The sequence below is a fragment of the Pseudomonas sp. ADAK7 genome (genome assembly GCF_012935675.1).
In the GTDB taxonomy this organism is placed as follows: domain Bacteria; phylum Pseudomonadota; class Gammaproteobacteria; order Pseudomonadales; family Pseudomonadaceae; genus Aquipseudomonas.
Genome location: NZ_CP052861.1, coordinates 551,200 through 573,185, shown reverse-complemented (window position 1 = coordinate 573,185; position 21,986 = coordinate 551,200). Strand labels below are relative to the sequence as shown.

Here is a 21,986-nt window from a genome sequence, read left to right as displayed (position 1 = left end):
GCAGCCGCGGTTATTCGTTGATACGCCGGGCGAGGTTGTTGGCGCTGTCGATCAGCACCCGGCGATAGTCGTTGTAGTTGTTCTTGGCATCGGCCCGTGGGGCGACGATGCACAGGGTGGCAATGGCCACGCCGTTGGGGTCTTTGACCGGGGCGGCGAAGCAATGGGTGAAGGTGTCGGCGACGCTATCGAAGGAGAAGAAGCCGTCGATACCGGCCTGGCGGATTTCCTGGAGAAACTGATCCAGCGGCAAACGTTCGCCATTGGGCAGGATGAAGTCGTCGTGGTCGATCAGGTCGATGATGGACTGGTCGCTCAAGTGCGCCAGCAACAGGCGCCCGGACGCGGTCCAGGGAATCGGCGCGTTTTCGCCGATGTCCGAGGAGATGCGGAAATGCCGTTCGCCCTCTTTCATCAGCGCCACGGTGTACTTGCGCCCGTTGAGCAGGCACATCTGCGCGGTTTCGTGGGTCTGGCTGACGATTTCCTGCAAGGCGTGATCGGCCTCGCGGGTCAGGTCGAAATGGCGCAAGTGCGCCTGGCCGAGGAAGTACAGTTGACGGCCCAGGTAGACGTGACCGTCCTTGCCCACGGGTTCGAGGATGCGCCGTTCCAGCAACGAGGCCACCAGTTCGTAGACCGTGGATTTCGGGCTGCCGATGCCGCTGGCGATTTCGTTCGGGCGCAGTGGCTGGCCGATTTCCTTGAGGAAATCGAGAATATCGAACGCCCGGTCCAGACCACGTGCCCGGCGCTTGATGGTGTCTTCGGTCATGTTTCAGGTTCCCATTCAAAGTGCCGGGAGTTTACCGCTAATGATCGTTCCCACGCTCTGCCTGGGAATGCATTGCGTGACGCTCTGCGTCACATCCGAAGCGAAACGCGGAGCGTCCCAGGCGGCATTCCCACGCGGAGCGTGGGAACGATCATGTGTACGGGGTCAGGCCTTTTTCTTGTACGCGATGCAGTCGATCTCAACCTTGCAATCAACCATCATGTTCGCCTGCACACAGGCCCGGGCCGGGGCGTGTTCGCTTTTGAAGTACTCGGAAAAGACCTTGTTGAAACTCCAGAAATCCCGCGGGTCTTCCAGCCACACGCCGGCGCGGACCACGTCTTCGAGGCCATAACCGGCTTCTTCGAGGATCGCGATCAGGTTCTTCATGGTCTGGTGGGTCTGTTCGACGATGCCGCCGACGATGATTTCGCCATCCAGCGCCGGCACCTGCCCGGACACATGCAGCCAGCCATCGGCTTCAACGGCACGGGCGAAAGGACGAGGCTGGCCGCCACCGGCGGTGCTGCCGGCGCCGTAACGAGTAATGCTCATGAGTGTTTCTCCTGCTAATAAAATTAAAAACGGGTGTTCTTGAGAAATTCCGCCAGACGCGGCGATTTCGGGTGTTCGAACAATTCCTTGGGTGGCCCCTGCTCTTCGATCCGGCCCTGGTTCATAAACACGATCTTGTCCGAGACTTCGAAGGCAAAGCGCATTTCGTGGGTCACCAGCAACATGGTCATGCCTTCATCGGCCAGGCCCTTGATCACGTTCAGCACTTCGCCGACCAGCTCCGGGTCGAGGGCCGAGGTGACCTCATCGAACAGCATCAGGCTCGGGTTCATCGCAATCGCCCGGGCAATCGCCACGCGCTGTTGCTGACCGCCGGACAACTGACCGGGATAGTGATCGCGGCGTTCATACAGGCCGACGCGCTCCAGCCATTTTTCGGCCAGCGCCACGGCTTCATCCTTGTGCAGCTTCTTGACCTTGAGCAAACCCAGGGTGACGTTCTGCAACGCGGTCAGGTGCGGGAACAGGTTGAATTGCTGGAACGCCATGCCGGTCATCGCGCGATGGCGGGCGATGACTTTTTCCGCGTGGCGCACGCGTTTGCCGTTGACCTCGTCATAGCCGATGGATTCGCCGTCGAGCAGGATCTGCCCGCCCTGGAATTCTTCGAGCATGTTCACGCAGCGCAGCAGCGTGGTCTTGCCCGAACCGCTGGAACCGATCAGCGTGACGACGTTGCCGCGCTGCATGGTCAGGTCGACGCCCTTGAGCACTTCAAGCTTGCCGTATTGTTTGTGCAGGCCGCGAATGTCCAGCAGGGCCTGGCCGTTTGGTGCAACAGAAGTCTGAGTCATGGCAAAGCCACCCGCTTTTCAATGTGCCGGCCGAGTAATTCGATGGCGTAGTTGATGACGAAAAAGAGGAAACCGGCGAACAGGTAGAACTCCAGGGTCATGAAGGTCCGGGCGATGATCTGTTGCGTGCTGAGCAGCAACTCGGCGACGCCAATCACCGAGAGCAAGGTCGAGGCCTTGACGATCTCGGTGGACGAGTTGACCCAGGTCGGCAGGATTTGCCGCAACGCCTGAGGCAACAACACATAGCCCAGGGATTGATAAAACGTCAGGCCAATCGCCTTGCTCGCTTCCATCTGCCCGCGTGGCAAAGCTTGCAGCGCACCGCGTACGATCTCGGCGACGTGGGAGCCGCAGAACAGCGTCAGCCCCAAGGCACCGGCCTGGAACGCACTGATCTGCCAGCCCAGCGCCGGCGCCATATAGAAACAGGCCAGCACCAGCACAAACACCGGCGTGCCGCGAATCAGATCGACGTAGAAGCGAAACGGCGCGCGCATCCAGACATTGCCGTAGGTCAGCACCAGTCCGGCGACGATGCCGATCAGCGTGCCGAGCAAAATCGCCAGGGCCGAGCACTGCACCGTGACCAGAAAGCCTTGCCAGAGCACTTCCCGCGCCACCCACAACTCATGCAACCAACTTGGGGATTCGTACATGGGAGGCTCCTATCGGCGGATCGCCAGACGCTGCTCGAGGTAACGCAGGATCATGGCAATGAGGTAACAGGCCGCAACATAGAGCGCTGTGGTCACCATCCAGGTTTCAATCACCCGGTAGCTCTCGACATTGATCTTGCGCGCGTAATAGGTCAGCTCCGGCACCGCGATCGCGGCCGCCAGCGAGGTGTCCTTGAACAGCGAAATGAAGTTATTCGACAACGCCGGCAGCACGTTACGCAGCATCACCGGCACGGTGACGTAGGCCTTGACCTGCCACTCGCCCAGACCGATCGCCAGCCCGGCTTCACGCTGCCCTTTTGGGATGCTCAACAGCCCGCCACGGAACACTTCGGTCAGGTACGCCCCGGCATACAGCGACAGGGTGATGATGAACGAAGGAATCTTGTCCAGGCGAATGCCCAGGCTCGGCAAGGCGAAGTAGATCAACAGAATCAACACCAGGATCGGCGTGTTACGGATCACCGTCACGTACACCGACGCCAGCACCCGCAACGCGCGATGCTTGGACAACAAAGCAAACGCCATCATCAGGCCGATCACGCAACCGATGGCGATCGACACCAGCGCCAGCTCCAGGCCCAGACCGAGCCCTGCCAGCAAGGTGTCGAAATCGCGCCACACGGCGGCAAAGTTCAACTGATAGTTCATGGTCAGCAATACCTTGAACGGGGCGCTTTTACAGCCGCCCCGCTCTCACGGGATCATTTGAATTCGACGGGAAAACCGATAGCCGGGGTCGGCAAGTCAACACCGAACCATTGTTTGAACGACGCCGCGTAAGCCGGGAACTCGACGCCAGTCATGGCTTCATGCAGCGCGGTGTTGACGAAGTTCAGCCAATCCTGGTCGCCACGTTTGACCGCGCAAGCGTAGGTTTGCGGGCTCCAGGCGTAGGTCGGGCTGCGATAGCGGCCAGGGTTCTGCACCATCAGGTACTTGACCGAGGACTGGTCGGTGGCGGCGGTGTCGGCTCGGCCGGAGTTCACGGCTTGATACATCAAGTCGACGCTGTCGTACTGGTCGACCTTGGCTTTAGGCAGCGCCTGGTGCACCAGTTCTTCGGCGTACACGTTCTGCAGCACGGCCACAGTCACGCTGTCGCCGGCGGCTTTCAGGTCTTCGATTTCCTTGTATTTGCTGTTCGCTGGCAGCAGCAGGCCGACACCTTCGCGGTAGTACGGCAGCGTAAAGGCGACTTGCTGCGCACGGCTGGCGGTGACGGTGATGAACTGGCAGCTGATGTCGACCTTGTCCGTCAGCAGGTTCGGAATCCGCGCATCGGATGACTGCACCACGTACTCGACCTTGCTCGGGTCGTTGAACAAACCCTTGGCGATCATGTGGCCGATATCAATATCAAAACCCTGCAACTTGCCGTCCGCTCCCTGGAAATGCCACGGCGCGTTGGTACTGCCTGTACCGACAATCAATTTGCCACGGGCCAGCACGCTATCAAGCTTGCTGTCCGCCGCCTGGGCAACACCCACGGCAGCAGCCGTAGCCGCAAAGAGAAAAACACACGCTTTGAACATGGAAGGTCGGCGATGCATGGCAAGCACTCCAGATTGTTGTGTATTCCGTTATACCGGATATAAGTGTGTAACAACGGAATAGACAGCAGAAAGTGTGCCATAGGATAGGGTGACTGTGGTGGAGAGATTGAAAGGTGTTTTGAATCAAAGGGATGCGGTTTTGCACGGGAAAAGCGTTACCGAACGCATGGGCGGGAGAGCGCTACCGGGGGACACACGTGGGCGGGTACTTGCACCACATTCGGCGGGTGGCGATTCAAAATGTGGCACCGTGACGTTTGCGGACCCACCTGTAATTTCTGACAGTAGACCCACCCGCCACCCTCCTTTACCGTCAACAAGCCTTCACTGATCGTTGTGAAAAGGAGACTTCAATGACTTCGAACACCCCTCAAACGGCATTGGCCCCGACCTACCGCAAAGCCCTGAAAACCTGGCGTCCGGTGATCCTGTACTTTGGCAATCAGCACTGTCCGGCATGCGAAGAAGCCGGACCGGTGTTTCGGGCGATTGCCGAGGCGTTTCGGCATCGGGCGGATGTTTATATGTTGAGTACCCGCGAATCGCCGCGGCATCCGGAGGTTACGGGGACGCCGACGGTGTTGTTTTACAAGGATGGGAAACTGGTTAAAAAGCTTAAGGGGATTGGTAGTCCACAATCGCTGGCGGAGGATTTTGTGGCGCATGTCGGGAAGGTGAAGCCCCGGCAGGTGGCTCGGAAACCGGGGCATGATCGGGCTTGGCTGCGGCGGACGTTGCGTTCGCTGTGCATGGTGCCTCGGGCGCGGTCCTTGGTTGGGGCTTGAGGTTTTTGTTGTCAGGTAGATTGCTATCGCGAGCAGGCTCGCTCCCACAATGGACTTGCGTACACCGTTCCATGTGGGAGCGAGCTTGCTCGCGATGAGGCCCTGATATCCAACCCAAATCACTAGCCCATACGCTGGAGCAACACCCGCACCACCCGCCGCTCTTCAACCGCCATTACCGTCATGGTCCAGCCTTCCCGTTCATGGCTGTCACCGATTATCGGCAACCGATCCAGCACACTCATCACCAACCCGGCCAGTGTCTGGTAATCCTCGGTCGGTTCAGCGCTAAAACCGGTCAACTGTCGCACCCGCGCCAGGTTCAACGCGCCGCTGACCATGAACCCGCCCTGCTCCTCAAGCACATCCGGGCCTTCGATTTCGCTGGCATCCGGCAGCTCGCCAGCAATCGATTCGAGAATATCGGTCATGGTCAGAACGCCGACAAAATCACCGAATTCATTGACCACAAAAGCAATGTGGGTCGAGGCTTGGCGCATCTGTTCCAGGGCATTGAGGATCGAGTAGCTGTCGAGCAGATTGATGGTCGTGCGCGCCAGGTCTTCAAGGTCCGGGTCATTGCCGGCCAGGTACTCTTTCAACAACTCCTTTTTGTGCACGAAGCCCAGGGGTTCATCCACCACGCCGTCCCGGACCAGCGGCAGGCGTGAGTAGGACGAATGCATCAGGCGTGTACGAATGGTCTCGGCATCGTCGGCCAAATCGAGGTGATCGACGTAAGCCCGCACCGTCATCAGCGTTCGAATCGGCCGCTCGGCCAGTTGCAGCACACCACTGATCATCACCCGTTCACGGCGGTCGAACAGCACTTCACTTGGGGCTTCACCGTTATCCAGCAGGTCGGCAATCTCCTCGCCGACTTCTTCCGCCGCCAACCGGCGACCACCCAACAAACGCAACACCGCATGGGCCGTACGCTCACGCATCGGTCGCAGCCCCTGCATGGAGCGCTTGCGCCGGGACCGGGCGATCTGGTTGAACACTTCGATCAGGATCGAGAAACCGATGGCCGCGTACAGGTAACCCTTGGGAATGTGGAAGCCCAGGCCTTCAGCGGTCAGCGCGAAACCGATCATCATCAGGAAGCCCAGGCACAGCATGATCACCGTCGGGTGTTCGTTGACGAAACGGGTCAGCGGCTTGCTGGCGACGATCATCAGGCCGATGGAAATGATCACCGCGATCATCATCACCGCCAGTTCATCGACCATGCCCACAGCGGTAATCACCGCGTCGAGGGAGAACACCGCGTCGAGCACCACGATCTGCGCCACGATCGGCCAGAACATCGCATAAGCCGCATTGCCCGCGCGCTGGCCGACATGGCCTTCGAGCCGTTCGTGCAACTCCATGGTGGCCTTGAACAACAGGAACACACCGCCGAACAACATGATCAGGTCACGGCCCGAGAAGCTCTTGTCGAACACCTCGAACAGCGGCTGGGTCAGGGTCACCAGCCAGGAAATACTCGCCAGCAAGCCCAGGCGCATCAGCAGCGCCAGGGACAAACCGATGATCCGTGCACGATCGCGCTGATGCGGCGGCAACTTGTCCGCCAGGATTGCGATAAACACCAGGTTGTCGATGCCCAGCACCAGTTCCAGCACGATCAACGTCAACAAGCCCAGCCAGGCGGTGGGGTCAGCTATCCATTCCATAAAAATATCTCGATCTGTTCAGCGAATTCAGAATGCCGGGCACGGCAAGGCGCGGCGCGAGGGCCGTGGGGGCGTAGAAGCAAAAAGAGACAGAGGTCGGAAAACCGGGTGTTTGACGTGCGTCAGGGTTGCGCGAAGGCGCGAGAGGGAGGGCTGACTGGGGGGCTCCGAGAGGGTGTTCATGCGGGTCCTGAAGGGGAAAAAGGACTTGGAGCGTACAGGTGAAAGTCACAATCCCCACAGCGGGAAATCATTACAAGATCTGTAGAAACATCAAAAGATCGCAGCCTTCGGCGGCGCCCACAGGCGCGTAGGAGCTGCCGAAGGCTGCGATCTTTTCGCTTTTAACGCCCTCTCTTCACGTGCTCGATATACCTGGCCACCGCCGGCGACTTCTCAAACCGCCGATAAATCATCGACAACCACGAACTCGCCTCGCACCCTTCAATTTCCCGGTACACCACTCCCGGCAACCCTACATGCCCGACCACCGATTCCGGGACCACCGCCACGCCCTGCCCCAGCGACACCAGCGCAATCACCGCCACCAACCCACCGGGTTGGTGCCCTAAAACAGGCGCGAATCCGCCCTCAGCGGCGACCTGCAACGTACCGTTGATCTGCTCCGGCAGGATGAAGGTTTCGTTCTGCAAATGCGCCGGGCTGATCTGCGGCAAGCGACACAGCCAGGATTCACTCGACAGCGCCAGCACAAAACCTTCCGCATCGAGCCTTATCGCCTCCAGCCCATCGGGCAAGGTCATCGGCGAGCGCACGTAACCGATATCAAATCGGCCCTCGATCACCATGCCCGGCAACGCTGCCATTGGGCTTTCCCGCACATTCAGGCTGACGTCCGGGCACTCGCGACTAAAGGCTTGCACCTGTTTTTGCAGCAACCCCGAATACACCGCAGAGGCCACGTAACCCAGTTCGATATGGCCAATATCACCGCGACCGGCGCGCTGGGCATTGCGCTGGGCGTACTCGAATTGGCGCACCGTGGCTTCGGCCTCGATCACCAGCGCCGCGCCGGCCTCGGTCAGGCTGACTTCCCGTTGCTGGCGCAGGAACAGCCGCGTACCGAGTTCGGTTTCCATGTCCTGGATCTGCCGGCTCAAGGTCGGCGGCGCGATGCCCAATTGCTCGGCGGCGCGGGTGAAGTTGCGTTGCCGGGCAACGGCCAGGAAGTAGCGGAAATGGCGTATATCCATGGCGTGTTAGCTCAAAGGTAATGAAGTCCCGACTGACAGCTAATAAAACCTGCCAAGGACCGGGATACGCTGTCGAGGCACCCACAGTAGAGAGGCAAAACCATGCCCGTCAAACACCTTACTCAAAAGGCAATCCCATCATGAGCAAGGTCAGCCCCCGCCTGACGCTGCTGACCGCCTCCGGGGTGTGTTCGCTGATCGTCCTCGACACCAACATCGTCGCCGTCACTTTGCCGACCATCGCCCGGGACCTGGGCGCCAATTTTGCCGACATCGAGTGGGTGGTCAGCGCCTACATGCTGGCCTTCGCTGCGTTGTTGCTGCCGGCGGGCAGCATCGCCGATCGCTTCGGCCGGCAGAAAACCCTGCTCTGGGGCCTGGGGATTTTCATCCTCGCCTCCCTCGGTTGCGGGGCGGCGCCGACAGCGTTGGTCCTTGATATCGCACGGGCAATCAAAGGTGTGGGTGCGGCGTTGCTGCTGACTTCGGCGCTGGCCTCCATCGGCCATGCCTTTCACGATGAAGTCGAACGGGCCAAGGCCTGGGCGTTCTGGGGCGCGTGCATGGGTGTGGCGATGACCGCCGCGCCGACCTTGGGCGGTTTGATCACCGAATACATCGGCTGGCGCTGGATTTTCTACCTCAACCTGCCGGTGGGTGCGCTGCTGATGGCGATGGTCTGGCGCAATGTGCCGGAATCCCGGGACGCCCAAGCCGCGCGCCTGGATCCGTGGGGCAGTCTGGCGTTCAGTGCGAGTTTGTTGTGCCTGATCTGGGGCCTGATCGAAGCCAACCGCATCGGCTGGAGCAATCCGCTGACCTACGCCCGGCTGATCGGCGGGGCCTTATTGCTGGGATTGTTCGTGGTGATCGAACGGATGCAGCAGCGGCCCATGGTTGATCTGCAATTATTCAAGCATCCGCGTTTTATCGGCGCCCTGCTGGGGATGTTCGCCTACGCCGGTTGCGCTCAGGTAATGATGACGATGCTGCCGTTCTACCTGCAAAACGGTTTGGGTTTCTCGGCCATTGCCTCCGGGCTGGGGATGTTGCCATTTGCCGTGACGATGCTGATCTGCCCACGTATCGGAGCGCGGCTGGCGAGCCGTTTTACTCCCGCGACCTTGATGGCTGCGGGCCTGACGCTGGTCGGCGGCGGCAACCTGCTCAGCGCCTGGGCGGTCAACAGCGGCGGCTACATACCCTTCGCCTTGGCGATTGCGGTGACCGGCGCCGGTGCCGGGTTGCTCAACGGCGACACCCAGAAAAACATCATGGCCTGCGTGCCCCGAGACCGCGCAGGCATGGCCTCGGGCATGAGCACCACCATGCGTTTCAGCGCAATCATGCTGGCCATCGGCGTGTACGGCGCGTTGCTGGCCAGTCATACCGAGCTGTTGTTGCGTAATGGCTTGTCGGGGCAATGGGTTGAGCAGACTCGCGGTATCGCCTCGCGGGTGGTGGCTGGGGACATGACCGCGGCGTTGGGCCTGCTGCCGGACACCGCGCGTGGCGTTGTCGAACCGTTGGCCCGGCAAGCGTTCGTTGGTGGTTTCAGTTTGTTGCTGTTGGTCGCGGGGTTATTGGCGCTGCTGGGTGCGTTGGTGGTGGGTACGTTGATGCGTAATCCGATACCGAGTCCTTCAAACCACTTATCGGGAACCGTCGCCAACCCGTAATTTCTGACAAAGGAAGCTTCTTGTGGCGAGGGTGTCAGTCTCAACTGCATGCGGCAATCAGCGCGGCTGTTTGAAGGACGCCAGCACCCGCTCGGCATTGGCATCGCAGCCCATGCCTTCGGGCTTCGCCTGGATATCGTCGATCACTGCCAGCAGCTTCGCCTTGCTCTGCGCCAGGTGTTGCTGCATTTCTTCGATCTGTTCGACTTTGCGCGTCAGCCCCGCCAGCAGTTCGTCGTGCTTGAATTCACCGGTGGCGGTGTCCGGCATCAACTGCTTCAACTCTTCCAGGCTGAACCCGGCCTGCTGGGCGCACTGGATCAGGTACAGGGTTTGCAGCACTTGCTCCGGATAGTGCCGGTAGCCGTTGGCCCGGCGCTCGACTTTCTGGATCAGCCCTTGCGCCTCGTAAAATCGAATGCGCGACGGGTTGAAGCCACTTAATTCCGCCAATTCACCAATCTTCATCTGTGCCTCAATTGCCTGCTTGACATTAAAGTTAACTTTAAGCTTAGCCTCCACTCATTACTGATGAGGAGTCAAGCATGTCGCCCTTTCAAACCCTGAATTTGCCCAACGGCCAGACCATCGGCAATCGCATCGCCAAAGCCGCGATGGAAGAAAACCTTGCAGACACCCGCCAGGCACCATCGGATGCCTTATTGCGCTTGTATCAAGCCTGGGCCGAGGGCGAAGCCGGGTTGTTGCTGACCGGCAACGTGATGATCGATCGCCGCGCCATGACCGGCCCCGGCGGCGTGGTGTTGGAAGATGAGCAGCACCTTGAACGTTTTCGGCAATGGGCGACCGTTGGCCGGGCCGGTGGTGCGCAGTTCTGGGTGCAGCTCAACCATCCGGGGCGCCAGACCATGGCCAATCTCGGCCAGCAGGCCTTGGCGCCATCAGCGGTGGCGCTGGACCTTGGGGGCTTCTCGAAAATGTTCGCTGAACCGAAACCCATGTCCGAAAACGATATCAATGAAGTGATCCAGCGCTTCGCCACCAGCGCGGCCCTGGCGGAGAAAGCCGGGTTTACCGGCGTACAGATTCACGCCGCCCACGGTTATTTGCTCAGCCAGTTTCTGTCGCCGCTGACCAACCGCCGCACCGATCAATGGGGCGGCTCCCTGGAGAATCGCGCACGCTTGCTACTCAACGTAGTCAGTGCCGTGCGCAACGCGGTGTCGCCGCAGTTCTGCGTCTCGGTGAAGCTCAACTCGGCGGACTTCCAGCGCGGCGGCTTTGACGCCGACGATGCCAAGCAAGTGATCCAATGGCTCAACGAGCAGCAGATCGACTTGCTCGAATTGTCCGGCGGCAGCTACGAAGCCCCGGCCATGCAAGGCGAAGCCCGGGACGGCCGCACCCTCGCCCGCGAGGCCTACTTTCTGGAAATGGCCGGCGAACTGGCCAGTGTGGCGCAGATGCCGGTGATGGTGACCGGCGGGATCCGTCGCTTGGCCATCGTCGAACAGGTGCTCGACAGCGGCATCGCCATGGCCGGGATCGGCACGGCGATGGCGATTGAACCGCAGCTGGTCAAGCACTGGCGCGAAGGTCGCAACAGCCACCCGCAACTGCCGCCGATCCTCTGGAAGCGCAAACCCCTGGCGGCGCTGGCGAACATGGCAGTGGTGAAATTCCAGCTGCATCGCTTGAGCCGTGGACTCAAGACCCGCCCGCAGGTCTCGGCGCTCTGGGCGTTGATCCGCGATCAGCTGTACATCGCCCGGCGCACCCGCCAATACAAAAAAGCGATGACTGTCTGATGCCCGTAGCAGCTGCCGAGGTACGAGGCTGCGTTCGGCTGCGAAGCAGTCGTGACATCAGACGATGCGGTGTATCAGGAAGACCACGTGCTCAGGTTTTACGACTGCTTCGCAGCCGAACGCAGCCTCGTACCTCGGCAGCTGCTACGGGCCGAAATCGCAGATCGGGTTGAGTCATGCCAGCCGTTGAGTTGTCCCTTTTTCTATCCCAAGGACAACTCATCGATCACTGGAGCACCCCATGGCGAAAATCACCATTGCCCAGCAACTGGCAACCACCCTGGAACAGGCCGGCGTCAAGCGCATCTGGGGCCTGACCGGCGACAGCCTCAACGGTTTGACCGAAGCCCTGCGTACCATGGACAGCATTGAATGGATGCACGTGCGCCACGAAGAAGTCGCGGCGTTTGCCGCCGGCGCGGAGGCAGCCGTCACCGGCGAGCTGGCGGTGTGCGCCGGCAGTTGCGGGCCGGGCAATCTGCACTTGATCAACGGGCTGTTCGACTGCCACCGCAACCATGTGCCGGTGCTGGCGATTGCGGCACAGATTCCTTCGTCGGAGGTCGGCCTCAACTACTTTCAGGAAACCCATCCGCAGGAGCTGTTCAAGGAGTGCAGCCACTTCGTCGAACTGGTCAGCAACCCGGCGCAGATGCCGCAGGTGCTGCACCGGGCGATGCGCAGCGCAATCCTCAATCGTGGCGTCGCGGTGGTGGTGATTCCTGGTGACGTGGCGTTGCAGGAAGTCGAAGACAACCTCAAGCCTTGGCCGGCCCTGTCCAAGCCGCGCACTCTGCCGGCACCTCAGGACCTGGATCGACTTGTAGAACTGCTGAGCCAAAGCAAAGCCGTAACCCTGATGTGCGGCGCCGGTTGCGCTGGCGCTCATGATCAAGTGGTGGCGCTGGCCGATGCCCTCGGCGCGCCGGTGGTGCACGCCTTGCGTGGCAAGGAGCACGTGGAGTGGGACAACCCTTTCGACGTCGGCATGACCGGGCTGATCGGCTTCAGCTCCGGTTATCACGCGATGCTCAACTGCGACACGTTGGTGATGCTCGGCACCGACTTCCCTTATCGCCAGTTCTACCCCACCGACGCCACTATTATTCAGATCGACCACAACCCTGAAGCCCTCGGCCGCCGGACCACGCTGGACCTGGGCATCGCCGCCGACGTCGGCGAAACCCTCGCCGCGTTGCTGCCGCGCCTGCCCTATCGCGGCGACCGCAACTTCCTGGAGTCGTCCCTCGAACACTACAAGAAAGCGCGTCAGGGCCTCGATGACCTGGCCCAGCCCTCCGCGCCGGGCCGGCCGATTCACCCGCAATACCTCACCCGCCTGCTTAGCGAACTGGCGGATGACGATGCGATCTTCACCGCTGACGTGGGCACGCCAACGGTGTGGGCGGCGCGATACCTGAAGATGAACGGCAAGCGCCGGTTGCTCGGTTCGTTCAACCACGGCTCGATGGCCAACGCCATGCCCCAGGCCATCGGCGCCCAGGCGACGTTCCCGGATCGGCAGGTGATTTCGTTGTCCGGCGATGGCGGTTTCAGCATGTTGATGGGGGACTTCATTTCCCTGGCCCAGTTGAAGTTGCCGGTGAAGATCATCGTCTACGACAACGCTTCCCTGGGCTTCGTCGCGATGGAAATGAAGTCCGCCGGGATGCTCGACACCGGCACCGACCTGCACAACCCGGACTTTGCGGCGATGGCCAATGCCATGGGCATTCTCGGGATTCGAGTAGAAGAGTCGGAAGACCTGGAACCGGCGTTGCGCCGGGCGCTGGCGCATGCCGGGCCGGTGTTGGTGGATGTGATCACGGCGACCCAGGAACTGGCGATGCCGCCGACGATCAAGCTGGAGCAGGCCAAGGGGTTCAGCCTGTACATGCTTAAAGCGGTGATGAGCGGGCGTGGGGATGAGGTGATTGAGTTGGCGCGGACGAACTGGTTTCGCTGAAATAGCAGACCCCATTCTGTAGGAGCAAGGCTTGCCCGCGATGGCGATTTCGAAGGCGCCATTGCGGGCAAGCCATGTTCCTGCAGGAGGTTCTCTATCGGCCGGAGAAGCGCAATCTGGAGAGCTGCCGCAAATCCCCCTCCACATAATAATCATGGGTCCAGCGGTCATCCGCCGCCAGCGGCTGAACCTCTTTCAACGCCAGTTTCTTCGCAAAATACCTGAACCGGTAATGCTCATAAAACCGCAACAACTCCAACCCATAGCGGTCCGCCAGATCGGTATCGCCGCGAATGATCAGGTAGTTCTCATCATTGCCATTACTGGCCGCCGCACTGAGGTTGTGGCTGCCACTGATGATGGTCGGCGTGTCGGTGGTGAAGTCGGTGACGATGGCTTTGGTGTGCACCAGCAGGTTGCCCTTCTGGCCTTTCATATTCTCCCGCAGCCAGCCTTCCAGCCCGGTATTGAGCAGCGCGGTGGCGGCAAACTCGGCGGTGCGGTCGGCGTGAAAACCGGTGATGCGGCTCACGGTGTTTTGCAGGCCGTAGCGCAGGATGTCGTCGTGGGGTTCGCCGAGCAAGGCGTTGAGGATGTCGTTGGGCAAGGCGAACGCGGTGACGAACAGGATGTCCTTTTCGGCGCCGTTGATGATCTGCACAAACTCGTGCAAGTCGCCCTGGCCGGTGCGCGGTGAGAACCCGGCGAACAGCGCTTGCGTCGGGTCCATGGGGTTGTTTTTCGTCAGCCAGGTGCGCGTCGCACCAACGTCTGCCGGGTTCGCCCAGACCGCTTCGAAGGTTTGCAGGTAACTGGCGCCGATCCGCGCGTCGTCGAGCACATGCACCACGTTGGCCTGGCGATAGACGCCGTTGGGAGTGAAATTGGTGCTGCCGCAGAGCACCGCTTGCGGCCGATGTTCGCCGCCCTCCAGTTTGCTCAGGACGATGAACTTGTTGTGGAAGATGTTGTGCGTGATTCGCCCGCGCTTGTTGGCCGCCGGAAGCTTTTCCAGGCTGGCTTCGTTCATCGTCGTGTCGTCATCGTTCGGCTGCGCGTGATACAGCACCCGCACCTTGACCCCGCGGGCGAACGCGGCGTTGACCTCATCGACAATCGACTGCAACTGGTATTCGTAGATGGCGATGTCCAGCGCCCATTGGTCGTCCACGGCGCGCTGGATAAACCCCAGCAAACGCCCGAGCAAACCGTTCTCCAGCCACTGCTGCGCCGCCAACGGCCAGGCTTCGATGGGCATGTTCTTGTTGGCGCTGATCTGCGCGTCGAGGTCGGGAAATTTGCGCTGGAACGCCTGACTCGCCGCCACGGCGCGGTTGAAGATCACGCTCTGATGGGTGGGATGACCGTCGTCGGAGATGATCGTCAGTTCGAGGAACTCGCCCAGTTGCGGCGCATCGGGCGTGCCATAGGCCAGGTGCACGCGGTAGTGCATCGTCATGCCCGGGTTGACCGCGTAATCGGCCCAGCGAAATTTCTGCAGCGGCGCGATATCGCTCGGGGTGGCGTGGTATTGGGGGAAGGTGTGGAGTTTGCCGGGGAAGGTCAGGCTGTTGAACAGGAACAGCCAGGGTTTGCTTCCCACCTGCTTTTCGATGGCAAAACCGAGCAAGCCTTTGCGCCGGGGTTCGGCCAGGTCCATGGCCAACAACACGCCGTTGGTGCCGGCATAGGCTTTGACGCGGAAATCATCCTGATGGTTGGCGGCTAGAACGCGCATGGTTCACTCCTGTGAAGATCAAAAGATCGCAGCCTTCGGCCCGCTACACGTCATCGATATGCCGATACTCCGCCTGCAACTGCGTAGCCAACACCTTAGCCCGTCCGAGCCGAATCGGCCCGCGCTCGATATCAATCAGCAGCCCCGGACAGTCCAGCACCGGCAGGCCGGACCATTCCTTCAGTCGCCCATCGGTCACCAGCAACAAGCGCTGCTGTTCCGCCGGGTAGCGTTTGCGCCGCGTGCCCAGCCAACGTCCCGCCTCGCCGAGTGCCGCCAGCAACGGCGTGCCACCGCCCGCCCCCAGGTCGTCGAGCCAGTTGCGCAAACCGCTGGAAGCCTTCAAGCCTTGCACTTGCCATTTCGGCGTGTGGCCACTGGCAGTCAACAACGCCAGCCGCGCGCGCTGGCGGTAGGCATCGTCGAACAGTTGCGCCAGCAGGCCCTTGGCGTCGCTCAACGCCTGATGACGTCGGGTCGAGGCCGAGGCGTCGACGATCACCAGCCACAGTTCATGGGGCGAACGGGTGCGCAGGTGAAACAGCAGGTCTTCATGCTGGCGCGGACGGCCGTTGAGCAAAGTACCGGGCCAGTTGATCGAGCCTTGCGGTGCCGCACGGCGCTTGCCTTGTCGGCCATGGTCCAGCCGTCCGGCCCGGGGTCTGGCATTCGCCCCCGCGTCAGATCGAGGGCGAATGCCTAGGGCTTTTGGCCAGCTCGGCACTTCACGTCGGGCGCCGACCGGCAGCGCCTCGGCGGGCATTTCGCCCCACTGGCCCTGGCCTTCGCTCGGGTTGGCGTTTTGGCTCGCGGGGGGTTGCGACTGTTGCGGCGCCGGGTGGGAATGCTCGCGGCGGCGATGGCGCAAGGCAAACTCGGCGACCGCGTCGATGTCTTCTGCAGTGATCGCCCTGGCCCCGCGCCAGGCGGCGTGGGCCCGGGCGGCACGCAGCCAGACCAGATCGGCGCGCAGGCCATCGACGCCGGCGGCAAAACAGCGCTCGGTGATCTGCGCCAGTGCGGCGTCATCCAGGGGAATATTTGCCAATGTACCGCGCGCCTGCTGGCAGCGTTCGCGCAATGCGTGTTGCTGGCTTTCCCAATCGGCGCAGAAACCTTGGGGATCGCTGTCGAAATCCAGGCGTCGGCGAATGATCTGGCCGCGCTCCGTCGGCGCAGTGTGCCCGCTGAGGGCGACGTTCAGGCCAAAGCGGTCGAGCAGTTGCGGGCGCAACTCGCCCTCTTCCGGGTTCATGGTGCCGATCAGCACGAACCGGGCCGAATGCCGATGGGAAATGCCGTCGCGCTCGATCAGGTTGGTGCCGCTGGCGGCGACGTCGAGCAGCAGGTCGACGAGGTGATCGGGCAGCAGATTGACTTCATCGACGTACAGCACGCCGCCGTCAGCCTTGGCTAGCACGCCGGGGGAAAACTGCGCACGGCCGTCGCTGAGGGCGGCGTCGAGGTCGAGGGTGCCGACCAGGCGCTCTTCGGTGGCGCCCAGGGGCAAGGTGACGAACTGGCCGCTGGCAAGCAGGTCCGCCAAGCCACGGGCCAAGGTCGACTTGGCCATGCCACGCGGGCCTTCGATCAGCACGCCACCGATTTTCGGGTCGATGGCGGTCAGGTACAGGGCGAGCTTCAAGTCATCGGCGCCGACCACGGCGGAGAGCGGGAAATGGGGGGTGTCGGTCATGTCGGGTTGTCTCATCATGGTCGGTGGTGATCGTTCCCACGCTCCGCGTGGGAATGCCTCAGCGGACGCTCCGCGTTCGGCTTTTGGGACGCGGAGCGTCCCGGGCTGCATTCCCACGCGGAGCGTGGGAACGATCAGGTCCTCAAGTATCTTCTTCTATATCCAGCAACAAATTCTCCAGCGCCTCGCGATACTCGCCTGGCTCCTGCCACATCCCGCGCTGCTGCGCCTCCAGCATCCGCTCGGTCATATCACGCAAGGCGTGTGGATTATGCTCGCGCACAAAATCGCGCGTCGCCGGGTCTAGTAGATACGCATCCGCCAGCAACGCGTACTGGTGATCATCGATCAACTGCGTGGTCGCGTCGAAGGCAAACAGGTTATCAACGGTGGCCGCCAGTTCAAACGCACCTTTATAGCCATGGCGCTTGACCCCATCAATCCACTTCGGATTCGCCGCCCGGGAGCGAATCACCCGGTTCAGCTCTTCCTTCAGCGTGCGGATCTTCGGCAAGTCCGGTTGGCTGTGATCACCGTGATAACTGGCCGCCGCCTCACCGCTTAGGGTTTCCACGGCGGCGAGCATGCCGCCCTGGAATTGGTAGTAATCGTTGGAATCGAGCACGTCATGCTCGCGATTGTCCTGATTCTGCAGCACCGCTTGCACCTGGCTCAGGCGCTGGGCGAATTGTTCGCGGGCGGCGGTGCCTTCGTCGGAACCGCCGTAAGCGTAGCCGCCCCAGTTCAGGTACACCTCGGCCAGGTCCTCGCGACTTTGCCACAGGCGACCGTCGATGGCGCCCTGCACGCCGGCGCCATAAGCACCGGGCTTGGCCCCGAAAATCCGCCAGCCTGCCTGGCGTCGCGCCGCATCTTCATCCAGACCGCTTGCCAGCAACGCCTCACGCTCGGCGCGAACCTTCGCCGCCAGCGGGTTGAGATCATCCGGTTCGTCCAGCGCGGCGACCGCTTGCACGGCGGCGTCAAACAGACGAATCAGGTTGGCAAAGGCATCGCGGAAGAACCCGGACACACGCAAGGTCACGTCCACGCGCGGACGGTCGAGCAAACTGATCGGCAGGATTTCGAAATCGTCGACCCGCTGACTGCCCGTGGCCCAAACCGGACGCACGCCCATCAGCGCCATGGCCTGGGCGATGTCGTCGCCGCCGGTGCGCATGGTCGCCGTGCCCCACACCGACAGGCCGAGCTGACGCAAGTGGTCGCCGTGATCCTGCAAGTGCCGTTCGAGAATCAGGTTGGCTGATTGGAAGCCGATACGCCATGCGGTCGTGGTCGGCAGGTTGCGCACGTCCACCGAATAGAAATTGCGCCCGGTGGGCAGCACGTCGAGGCGACCGCGACTGGGCGCACCGCTGGGGCCGGCGGGGACGAAACGGCCGTTGAGGGCGTCGAGCAAGCCGCGCATTTCTGCCGGGCCGCAGGCGTCCAGGCGCGGGGCGACGACTTCACGCAGACTGTCGATGATCGCTTTCACCTCCGACCAGCCTGGCTCGCTCAATTGGTCGACTTCGGCGATCAACGCCTGCTCGATCAATTGCGCAGCGAATAACTCCAGACGCTCCCGGGTATCCCCCGCCGTACGCCAGACTTCATCACTGACCGCTTCCAACTCGTCAGGACGCGCACCGATCCACGGCTCAGCCAACTCACAATCGAGCGGATCAAACCCGAGCGCAAAGGCCTTGGCCAACGCCCGCAACAAACTCGACTGCGCGCCGCGCCCATCGCCCCGAGGAATCCGCAGCAACGCCAGCAACGTATCAATGCGCAAGCGCCCGGTCGGCGATTCGCCAAAAATATGCAGGCCATCGCGAATCTGCGATTCCTTCAAATCACACAGGTACGTGTCCAGACGCGGCAGCCAGATCGCCGCATCCGCATCGCTGTCGAGTTTTTCGTCCAGTTGCAGTTCGCGGTCGATGTGGGTGTCGCGCACCAGTTGCAAGATGTCGCGCTGCAACTCCCGGGCGCGCCGTGGATCGAGCAGTTGCGCTTCGTAATACTCGTCCGCCAGCAACTCCAGGTTACGCAGCGGACCGTAGGTTTCAGCGCGGGTCAGCGGCGGCATCAGGTGGTCGATGATCACGGCCTGGGTGCGGCGCTTGGCCTGGGCGCCCTCGCCCGGGTCGTTGACGATAAACGGGTAGATGTTCGGCAGCGGCCCGAGCAATGCGTCCGGCCAGCAGTTTTCTGACAGCCCCACGCCTTTGCCCGGCAGCCACTCAAGGTTGCCGTGCTTGCCGACGTGGATCACGCCGTGGGCGCCGTAGGTGTTGCGCAGCCAGAAGTAAAACGCCAGATAGCCGTGGGGCGGCACCAAGTACGGGTCGTGATAAACCGCGCTCGGATCGACCTGATAACCCCGGGCCGGTTGAATGCCGACAAACGTCAGGCCGAAGCGCAGACCGGCAATCATCATCCGCCCGCCACGGAACATCGGATCGTTTTGCGGCGGGCCCCAGCGTTCCAGCACCGCTTGGCGGTTGGCTTCGGGCAACGCGTCGAACATCAGCAAGTAAGCATCCAGCGCCAGGCTTTGCATGCACGGACGCTGGTCGAGGGTGTCGAGGTCATTGCTGACGCCGCCGAGCAACTGCTGGATCAACGCGGTGCCGCTGTCCGGCAACTCGGCGGGCAGCGGATAACCTTCCTGATGCAAGGCACGCAGGATGTTCAGCGCCGCCGCCGGGGTGTCGAGGCCGACACCATTTCCGATACGACCATCACGCGTCGGGTAGTTGGCCAGGATCAGCGCGATGCGTTTTTCGCCGTTGGGCACCCGCGCCAGATCGATCCAGCGCCGCGCCAGTTCGGCAACAAAGTCCATGCGTTCCGGTTGCGGCCGGTAGCAGACCACGTCGGACTGGCTGCGCTCGCTGCGCCAGGCCAGATCCTTGAAGCTGATCGGTCGGCTGATGATGCGCCCGTCGAGCTCCGGCAACGCGATGTGCATTGCCAGATCCCGTGGGCCGAGGCCCTGTTCGCTGGCGCGCCATCCGGGTTCGTTGTCCTGGGCGCAAATCGCCTGAATGACGGGAATGTTGCGACGAAACGGCCGCAAGTGCGGCGCTTCGGGGCTGGATTGGGCGAAACCGGTGGTGTTTAGAATCACCGCCGCTTCCACTTCATCGAGCCAATCCTCGACCACCGTCAGGCAGCCCGGCTCTTTCAAACTGGCCACCGCGATCGGCAACGGGTTCAATCCCGCCGCTTGCAAGCGCTGGCAGAAAACATCGATAAAACCAGTGTTCGCCGCCTGCAAATGCGAGCGGTAAAACAGCACCGCCGCCACCGGTTGATCGGCCAGCCAGTCGGCTTGCCAATCGCTCAGTTCAGCGGGGCTGTTGTGGGGGTGGTAAATCGCCGTGCGCGGCAGGGTTTGCGGCTCGGCCCAGACGTAGTCGCGGTCCAGCCAACGCGTGGCCAGACAGCGGAAAAAGTCCAGGGCATTGCCCATGCCGCCCTGGCGCAGAAACTGCCAAAGCCGGTCGCGATCTTCGGCGCTGACGGTGCTGAGGTCGCTGAGCTCCGGGTCCGGACGGTCATCGCCGGGTACCAGAATCAGTTGCACGCCGCGCTCGGACAACTCGACCAAGCGCTCGACGCCGTAACGCCAATAGGCGATACCGCCGTGCAGCGAGATCAGAATCACCTTGGCGTGACGCAACACTTCATCGACGTACAAATCCACTGACGCGTGATTCTGCACCTGCATCGGGTTGGCGAGGCGCACGCTCGGATAGTTATCGGGCAACTGCTGCGCGGCTTCGGCGAGCAACGCGAGGCTGGAGTCGCCACTGCACAGGATCACCAGCTCGGCGGGGGTTTGTCCAAGGTCGGCGATGTTGTCGTCCGACACGAAACCGCCGGGCTGGGTCCTGAGCAGGTGCATGGCTTAAACGCTGAGCGCGGCGCGCAATTGCGCTTCGAGTTGCGCGGCGTCCAGTTCCTGGCCGATCAGCACCAAACGGGTGGTACGTGCTTCTTCGGCGCCCCACTGACGGTCGAAGTGCTTGTCGAAACGGGTGCCCACGCCCTGGATCAGCAGGCGCATCGGTTTGTTCGGAATCGCGGCGAAGCCTTTGACCCGCAGGATGCCGTGCTTGACCACCAGTTGCGTCAGGGCGTCCATCAACAGGCTTTCGTCGGCTTGCGGCAGCTCGATGGAGATGGAGTCGAAGGCGTCATGATCGTGGTCGTCATCACCGTCACCGTGGTGGTGATCGTGATGGCTGTGACGGCTGTCGATGTGTTCTTCGGAACCGGCGCCCAGACCAATCAGCACGTCCAGCGGCACGCGACCGCTGCTGGCTTCGATGACTTTCACCGCCGGCGGCAGTTCTTCAGCGACTTCCAGGCGTACGCGGGCCAGGTCTTCCGGGCTGATCAGGTCGGCCTTGTTGAGGATGACCAGGTCGGCGCTGGCCAGTTGGTCGGCGAACAGTTCGTGCAGCGGCGATTCGTGATCGAGGTTCGGGTCGAGTTTGCGCTGGGCATCGACTTGATCCGGGAACGCGGCGAAAGTGCCGGCGGCGACGGCCGGGCTGTCGACCACGGTGATCACCGCGTCAACCGTGCAGGCACTGCGGATTTCCGGCCACTGGAAGGCTTGCACCAGGGGTTTTGGCAGGGCCAGGCCCGAGGTTTCGATGAGGATGTGGTCGAGGTCGCCGCGACGGGCGACCAGTTCGCGCATTACGGGGAAGAATTCTTCCTGGACAGTGCAGCACAGACAGCCGTTGGCCAGTTCATAAACGCGGCCGTTGGCTTCTTCTTCGGTGCAGCCGATGGAGCACTGCTTGAGGATTTCGCCGTCGATGCCCAGCTCGCCAAACTCGTTGACGATCACCGCGATGCGGCGGCCCTGGGCGTTGTCCAGCATGTGCCGCAGCAAGGTGGTTTTGCCCGAGCCGAGGAAGCCGGTAACGATGGTGACGGGGAGTTTGGCCAGTGTTTTCATCGGATGCCCTTTGGCAAGGTGGCGGGCATACGGGACGACGACCGCAGCGATGAAAGCGCGGAAGATTTCGCCACCGGATCACCCCGCCCGGTTGT

At 61.8% G+C, this 21,986-nt stretch carries 16 protein-coding genes and 2 pseudogenes; 4 read left to right on the top strand and 14 right to left on the bottom strand.

Annotated elements, in window-relative coordinates; translation table 11 throughout:
- Positions 1-10: 10 nt before the first annotated feature.
- The 6 genes from HKK53_RS02600 to HKK53_RS02575 form a co-directional block, all read right to left on the bottom strand.
- Positions 11-775: an IclR family transcriptional regulator gene (locus HKK53_RS02600; protein WP_169369203.1), complete on the bottom strand. Its 765-nt coding sequence runs from the start codon at positions 773-775 to the stop codon at positions 11-13.
- Positions 776-940: 165 nt separating this feature from the next.
- Positions 941-1,330 carry a RidA family protein gene (locus tag HKK53_RS02595; protein ID WP_169369201.1) on the bottom strand — a complete coding sequence of 130 codons (390 nt, stop codon included), beginning with the start codon at positions 1,328-1,330 and terminating at the stop codon, positions 941-943.
- A 23-nt stretch (positions 1,331-1,353) separates the two neighbouring features.
- Entirely contained in the window at positions 1,354-2,145 is a 792-nt protein-coding gene (locus tag HKK53_RS02590) for an amino acid ABC transporter ATP-binding protein (RefSeq protein ID WP_123407719.1), read from the bottom strand.
- Entirely contained in the window at positions 2,142-2,804 is a 663-nt protein-coding gene (locus HKK53_RS02585; protein WP_123596495.1) for an amino acid ABC transporter permease, read from the bottom strand. The genes HKK53_RS02590 and HKK53_RS02585 overlap by 4 nt, the downstream gene beginning before the upstream one ends.
- Before the next feature lie 9 nt (positions 2,805-2,813).
- Positions 2,814-3,476: an amino acid ABC transporter permease gene (locus HKK53_RS02580; RefSeq protein WP_169369199.1), complete on the bottom strand. Its 663-nt coding sequence runs from the start codon at positions 3,474-3,476 to the stop codon at positions 2,814-2,816.
- 53 nt (positions 3,477-3,529) lie between these two features.
- Positions 3,530-4,378, bottom strand: coding sequence for a transporter substrate-binding domain-containing protein (locus HKK53_RS02575; RefSeq protein ID WP_169369197.1), 849 nt, complete (start codon positions 4,376-4,378; stop codon positions 3,530-3,532).
- Positions 4,379-4,734: 356 nt separating this feature from the next.
- Between HKK53_RS02575 and HKK53_RS02570 the strand changes: the two genes are divergently transcribed.
- Positions 4,735-5,166 carry a thioredoxin family protein gene (locus HKK53_RS02570; RefSeq protein WP_169369195.1) on the top strand — a complete coding sequence of 144 codons (432 nt, stop codon included), beginning with the start codon at positions 4,735-4,737 and terminating at the stop codon, positions 5,164-5,166.
- A 122-nt stretch (positions 5,167-5,288) separates the two neighbouring features.
- On the opposite strand, the gene HKK53_RS02565 is transcribed toward HKK53_RS02570, so the two are convergent.
- A complete protein-coding gene (locus HKK53_RS02565; protein WP_169369193.1) occupies positions 5,289-6,845 on the bottom strand; it encodes a TerC family protein in 1,557 nt (518 codons plus the stop codon).
- 344 nt (positions 6,846-7,189) lie between these two features.
- Positions 7,190-8,059: a LysR family transcriptional regulator gene (locus HKK53_RS02560; RefSeq protein ID WP_169369191.1), complete on the bottom strand. Its 870-nt coding sequence runs from the start codon at positions 8,057-8,059 to the stop codon at positions 7,190-7,192.
- A gap of 140 nt (positions 8,060-8,199) precedes the next feature.
- On the opposite strand from HKK53_RS02560, the gene HKK53_RS02555 reads away from it, so the two are divergent.
- Positions 8,200-9,738 carry an MFS transporter gene (locus tag HKK53_RS02555; RefSeq protein WP_169369190.1) on the top strand — a complete coding sequence of 513 codons (1,539 nt, stop codon included), beginning with the start codon at positions 8,200-8,202 and terminating at the stop codon, positions 9,736-9,738.
- A gap of 57 nt (positions 9,739-9,795) precedes the next feature.
- Here HKK53_RS02555 and HKK53_RS02550 read toward each other — a convergent pair whose 3' ends face one another.
- Positions 9,796-10,206: a MerR family transcriptional regulator gene (locus HKK53_RS02550; protein ID WP_149661241.1), complete on the bottom strand. Its 411-nt coding sequence runs from the start codon at positions 10,204-10,206 to the stop codon at positions 9,796-9,798.
- A gap of 77 nt (positions 10,207-10,283) precedes the next feature.
- Between HKK53_RS02550 and HKK53_RS02545 the strand changes: the two genes are divergently transcribed.
- Both HKK53_RS02545 and poxB read left to right on the top strand, forming a co-directional pair.
- Positions 10,284-11,507 (top strand): NADH:flavin oxidoreductase/NADH oxidase family protein, encoded by a 1,224-nt coding sequence (locus HKK53_RS02545; protein WP_169369189.1) that lies wholly within the window; start codon positions 10,284-10,286, stop codon positions 11,505-11,507.
- Positions 11,508-11,748: 241 nt separating this feature from the next.
- On the top strand, positions 11,749-13,473 hold the full coding sequence (gene poxB, locus HKK53_RS02540; RefSeq protein ID WP_169369188.1) for a ubiquinone-dependent pyruvate dehydrogenase: 1,725 nt from the start codon (positions 11,749-11,751) through the stop codon (positions 13,471-13,473).
- A gap of 94 nt (positions 13,474-13,567) precedes the next feature.
- Here poxB and HKK53_RS02535 read toward each other — a convergent pair whose 3' ends face one another.
- From HKK53_RS02535 to cobW, 5 genes and pseudogenes are all read right to left on the bottom strand, one after another.
- On the bottom strand, positions 13,568-15,211 hold the full coding sequence (locus HKK53_RS02535) for a phospholipase D-like domain-containing protein (protein ID WP_169369187.1): 1,644 nt from the start codon (positions 15,209-15,211) through the stop codon (positions 13,568-13,570).
- 43 nt (positions 15,212-15,254) lie between these two features.
- A pseudogene (locus HKK53_RS32835) lies at positions 15,255-15,704 on the bottom strand (vWA domain-containing protein); the annotation flags it as partial.
- A 213-nt stretch (positions 15,705-15,917) separates the two neighbouring features.
- A pseudogene (locus tag HKK53_RS32490) lies at positions 15,918-16,907 on the bottom strand (ATP-binding protein); the annotation flags it as partial.
- A gap of 142 nt (positions 16,908-17,049) precedes the next feature.
- Positions 17,050-20,823: a cobaltochelatase subunit CobN gene (gene cobN, locus HKK53_RS02525; protein WP_169369185.1), complete on the bottom strand. Its 3,774-nt coding sequence runs from the start codon at positions 20,821-20,823 to the stop codon at positions 17,050-17,052.
- A 3-nt stretch (positions 20,824-20,826) separates the two neighbouring features.
- Entirely contained in the window at positions 20,827-21,891 is a 1,065-nt protein-coding gene (cobW, locus tag HKK53_RS02520) for a cobalamin biosynthesis protein CobW (protein ID WP_169369184.1), read from the bottom strand.
- Positions 21,892-21,986: the final 95 nt, after the last annotated feature.

What these genes read in the sequence shown, in the direction of transcription:
- cobN (WP_169369185.1), bottom strand. Translation starts at nt 20,823, where the DNA reads ATGCACCTGCTCAGGACCCAGCCCGGCGGTTTCGTGTCGGACGACAAC.
- HKK53_RS02595 (WP_169369201.1), bottom strand. Translation starts at nt 1,330, where the DNA reads ATGAGCATTACTCGTTACGGCGCCGGCAGCACCGCCGGTGGCGGCCAG.
- HKK53_RS02535 (WP_169369187.1), bottom strand. Translation starts at nt 15,211, where the DNA reads ATGCGCGTTCTAGCCGCCAACCATCAGGATGATTTCCGCGTCAAAGCC.
- HKK53_RS02550 (WP_149661241.1), bottom strand. Translation starts at nt 10,206, where the DNA reads ATGAAGATTGGTGAATTGGCGGAATTAAGTGGCTTCAACCCGTCGCGC.
- HKK53_RS02555 (WP_169369190.1), top strand. Translation starts at nt 8,200, where the DNA reads ATGAGCAAGGTCAGCCCCCGCCTGACGCTGCTGACCGCCTCCGGGGTG.
- HKK53_RS02585 (WP_123596495.1), bottom strand. Translation starts at nt 2,804, where the DNA reads ATGTACGAATCCCCAAGTTGGTTGCATGAGTTGTGGGTGGCGCGGGAA.
- HKK53_RS02580 (WP_169369199.1), bottom strand. Translation starts at nt 3,476, where the DNA reads ATGAACTATCAGTTGAACTTTGCCGCCGTGTGGCGCGATTTCGACACC.
- HKK53_RS02545 (WP_169369189.1), top strand. Translation starts at nt 10,284, where the DNA reads ATGTCGCCCTTTCAAACCCTGAATTTGCCCAACGGCCAGACCATCGGC.
- HKK53_RS02560 (WP_169369191.1), bottom strand. Translation starts at nt 8,059, where the DNA reads ATGGATATACGCCATTTCCGCTACTTCCTGGCCGTTGCCCGGCAACGC.
- HKK53_RS02565 (WP_169369193.1), bottom strand. Translation starts at nt 6,845, where the DNA reads ATGGAATGGATAGCTGACCCCACCGCCTGGCTGGGCTTGTTGACGTTG.
- HKK53_RS02600 (WP_169369203.1), bottom strand. Translation starts at nt 775, where the DNA reads ATGACCGAAGACACCATCAAGCGCCGGGCACGTGGTCTGGACCGGGCG.
- HKK53_RS02570 (WP_169369195.1), top strand. Translation starts at nt 4,735, where the DNA reads ATGACTTCGAACACCCCTCAAACGGCATTGGCCCCGACCTACCGCAAA.
- poxB (WP_169369188.1), top strand. Translation starts at nt 11,749, where the DNA reads ATGGCGAAAATCACCATTGCCCAGCAACTGGCAACCACCCTGGAACAG.
- HKK53_RS02575 (WP_169369197.1), bottom strand. Translation starts at nt 4,378, where the DNA reads ATGCATCGCCGACCTTCCATGTTCAAAGCGTGTGTTTTTCTCTTTGCG.
- HKK53_RS02590 (WP_123407719.1), bottom strand. Translation starts at nt 2,145, where the DNA reads ATGACTCAGACTTCTGTTGCACCAAACGGCCAGGCCCTGCTGGACATT.
- cobW (WP_169369184.1), bottom strand. Translation starts at nt 21,891, where the DNA reads ATGAAAACACTGGCCAAACTCCCCGTCACCATCGTTACCGGCTTCCTC.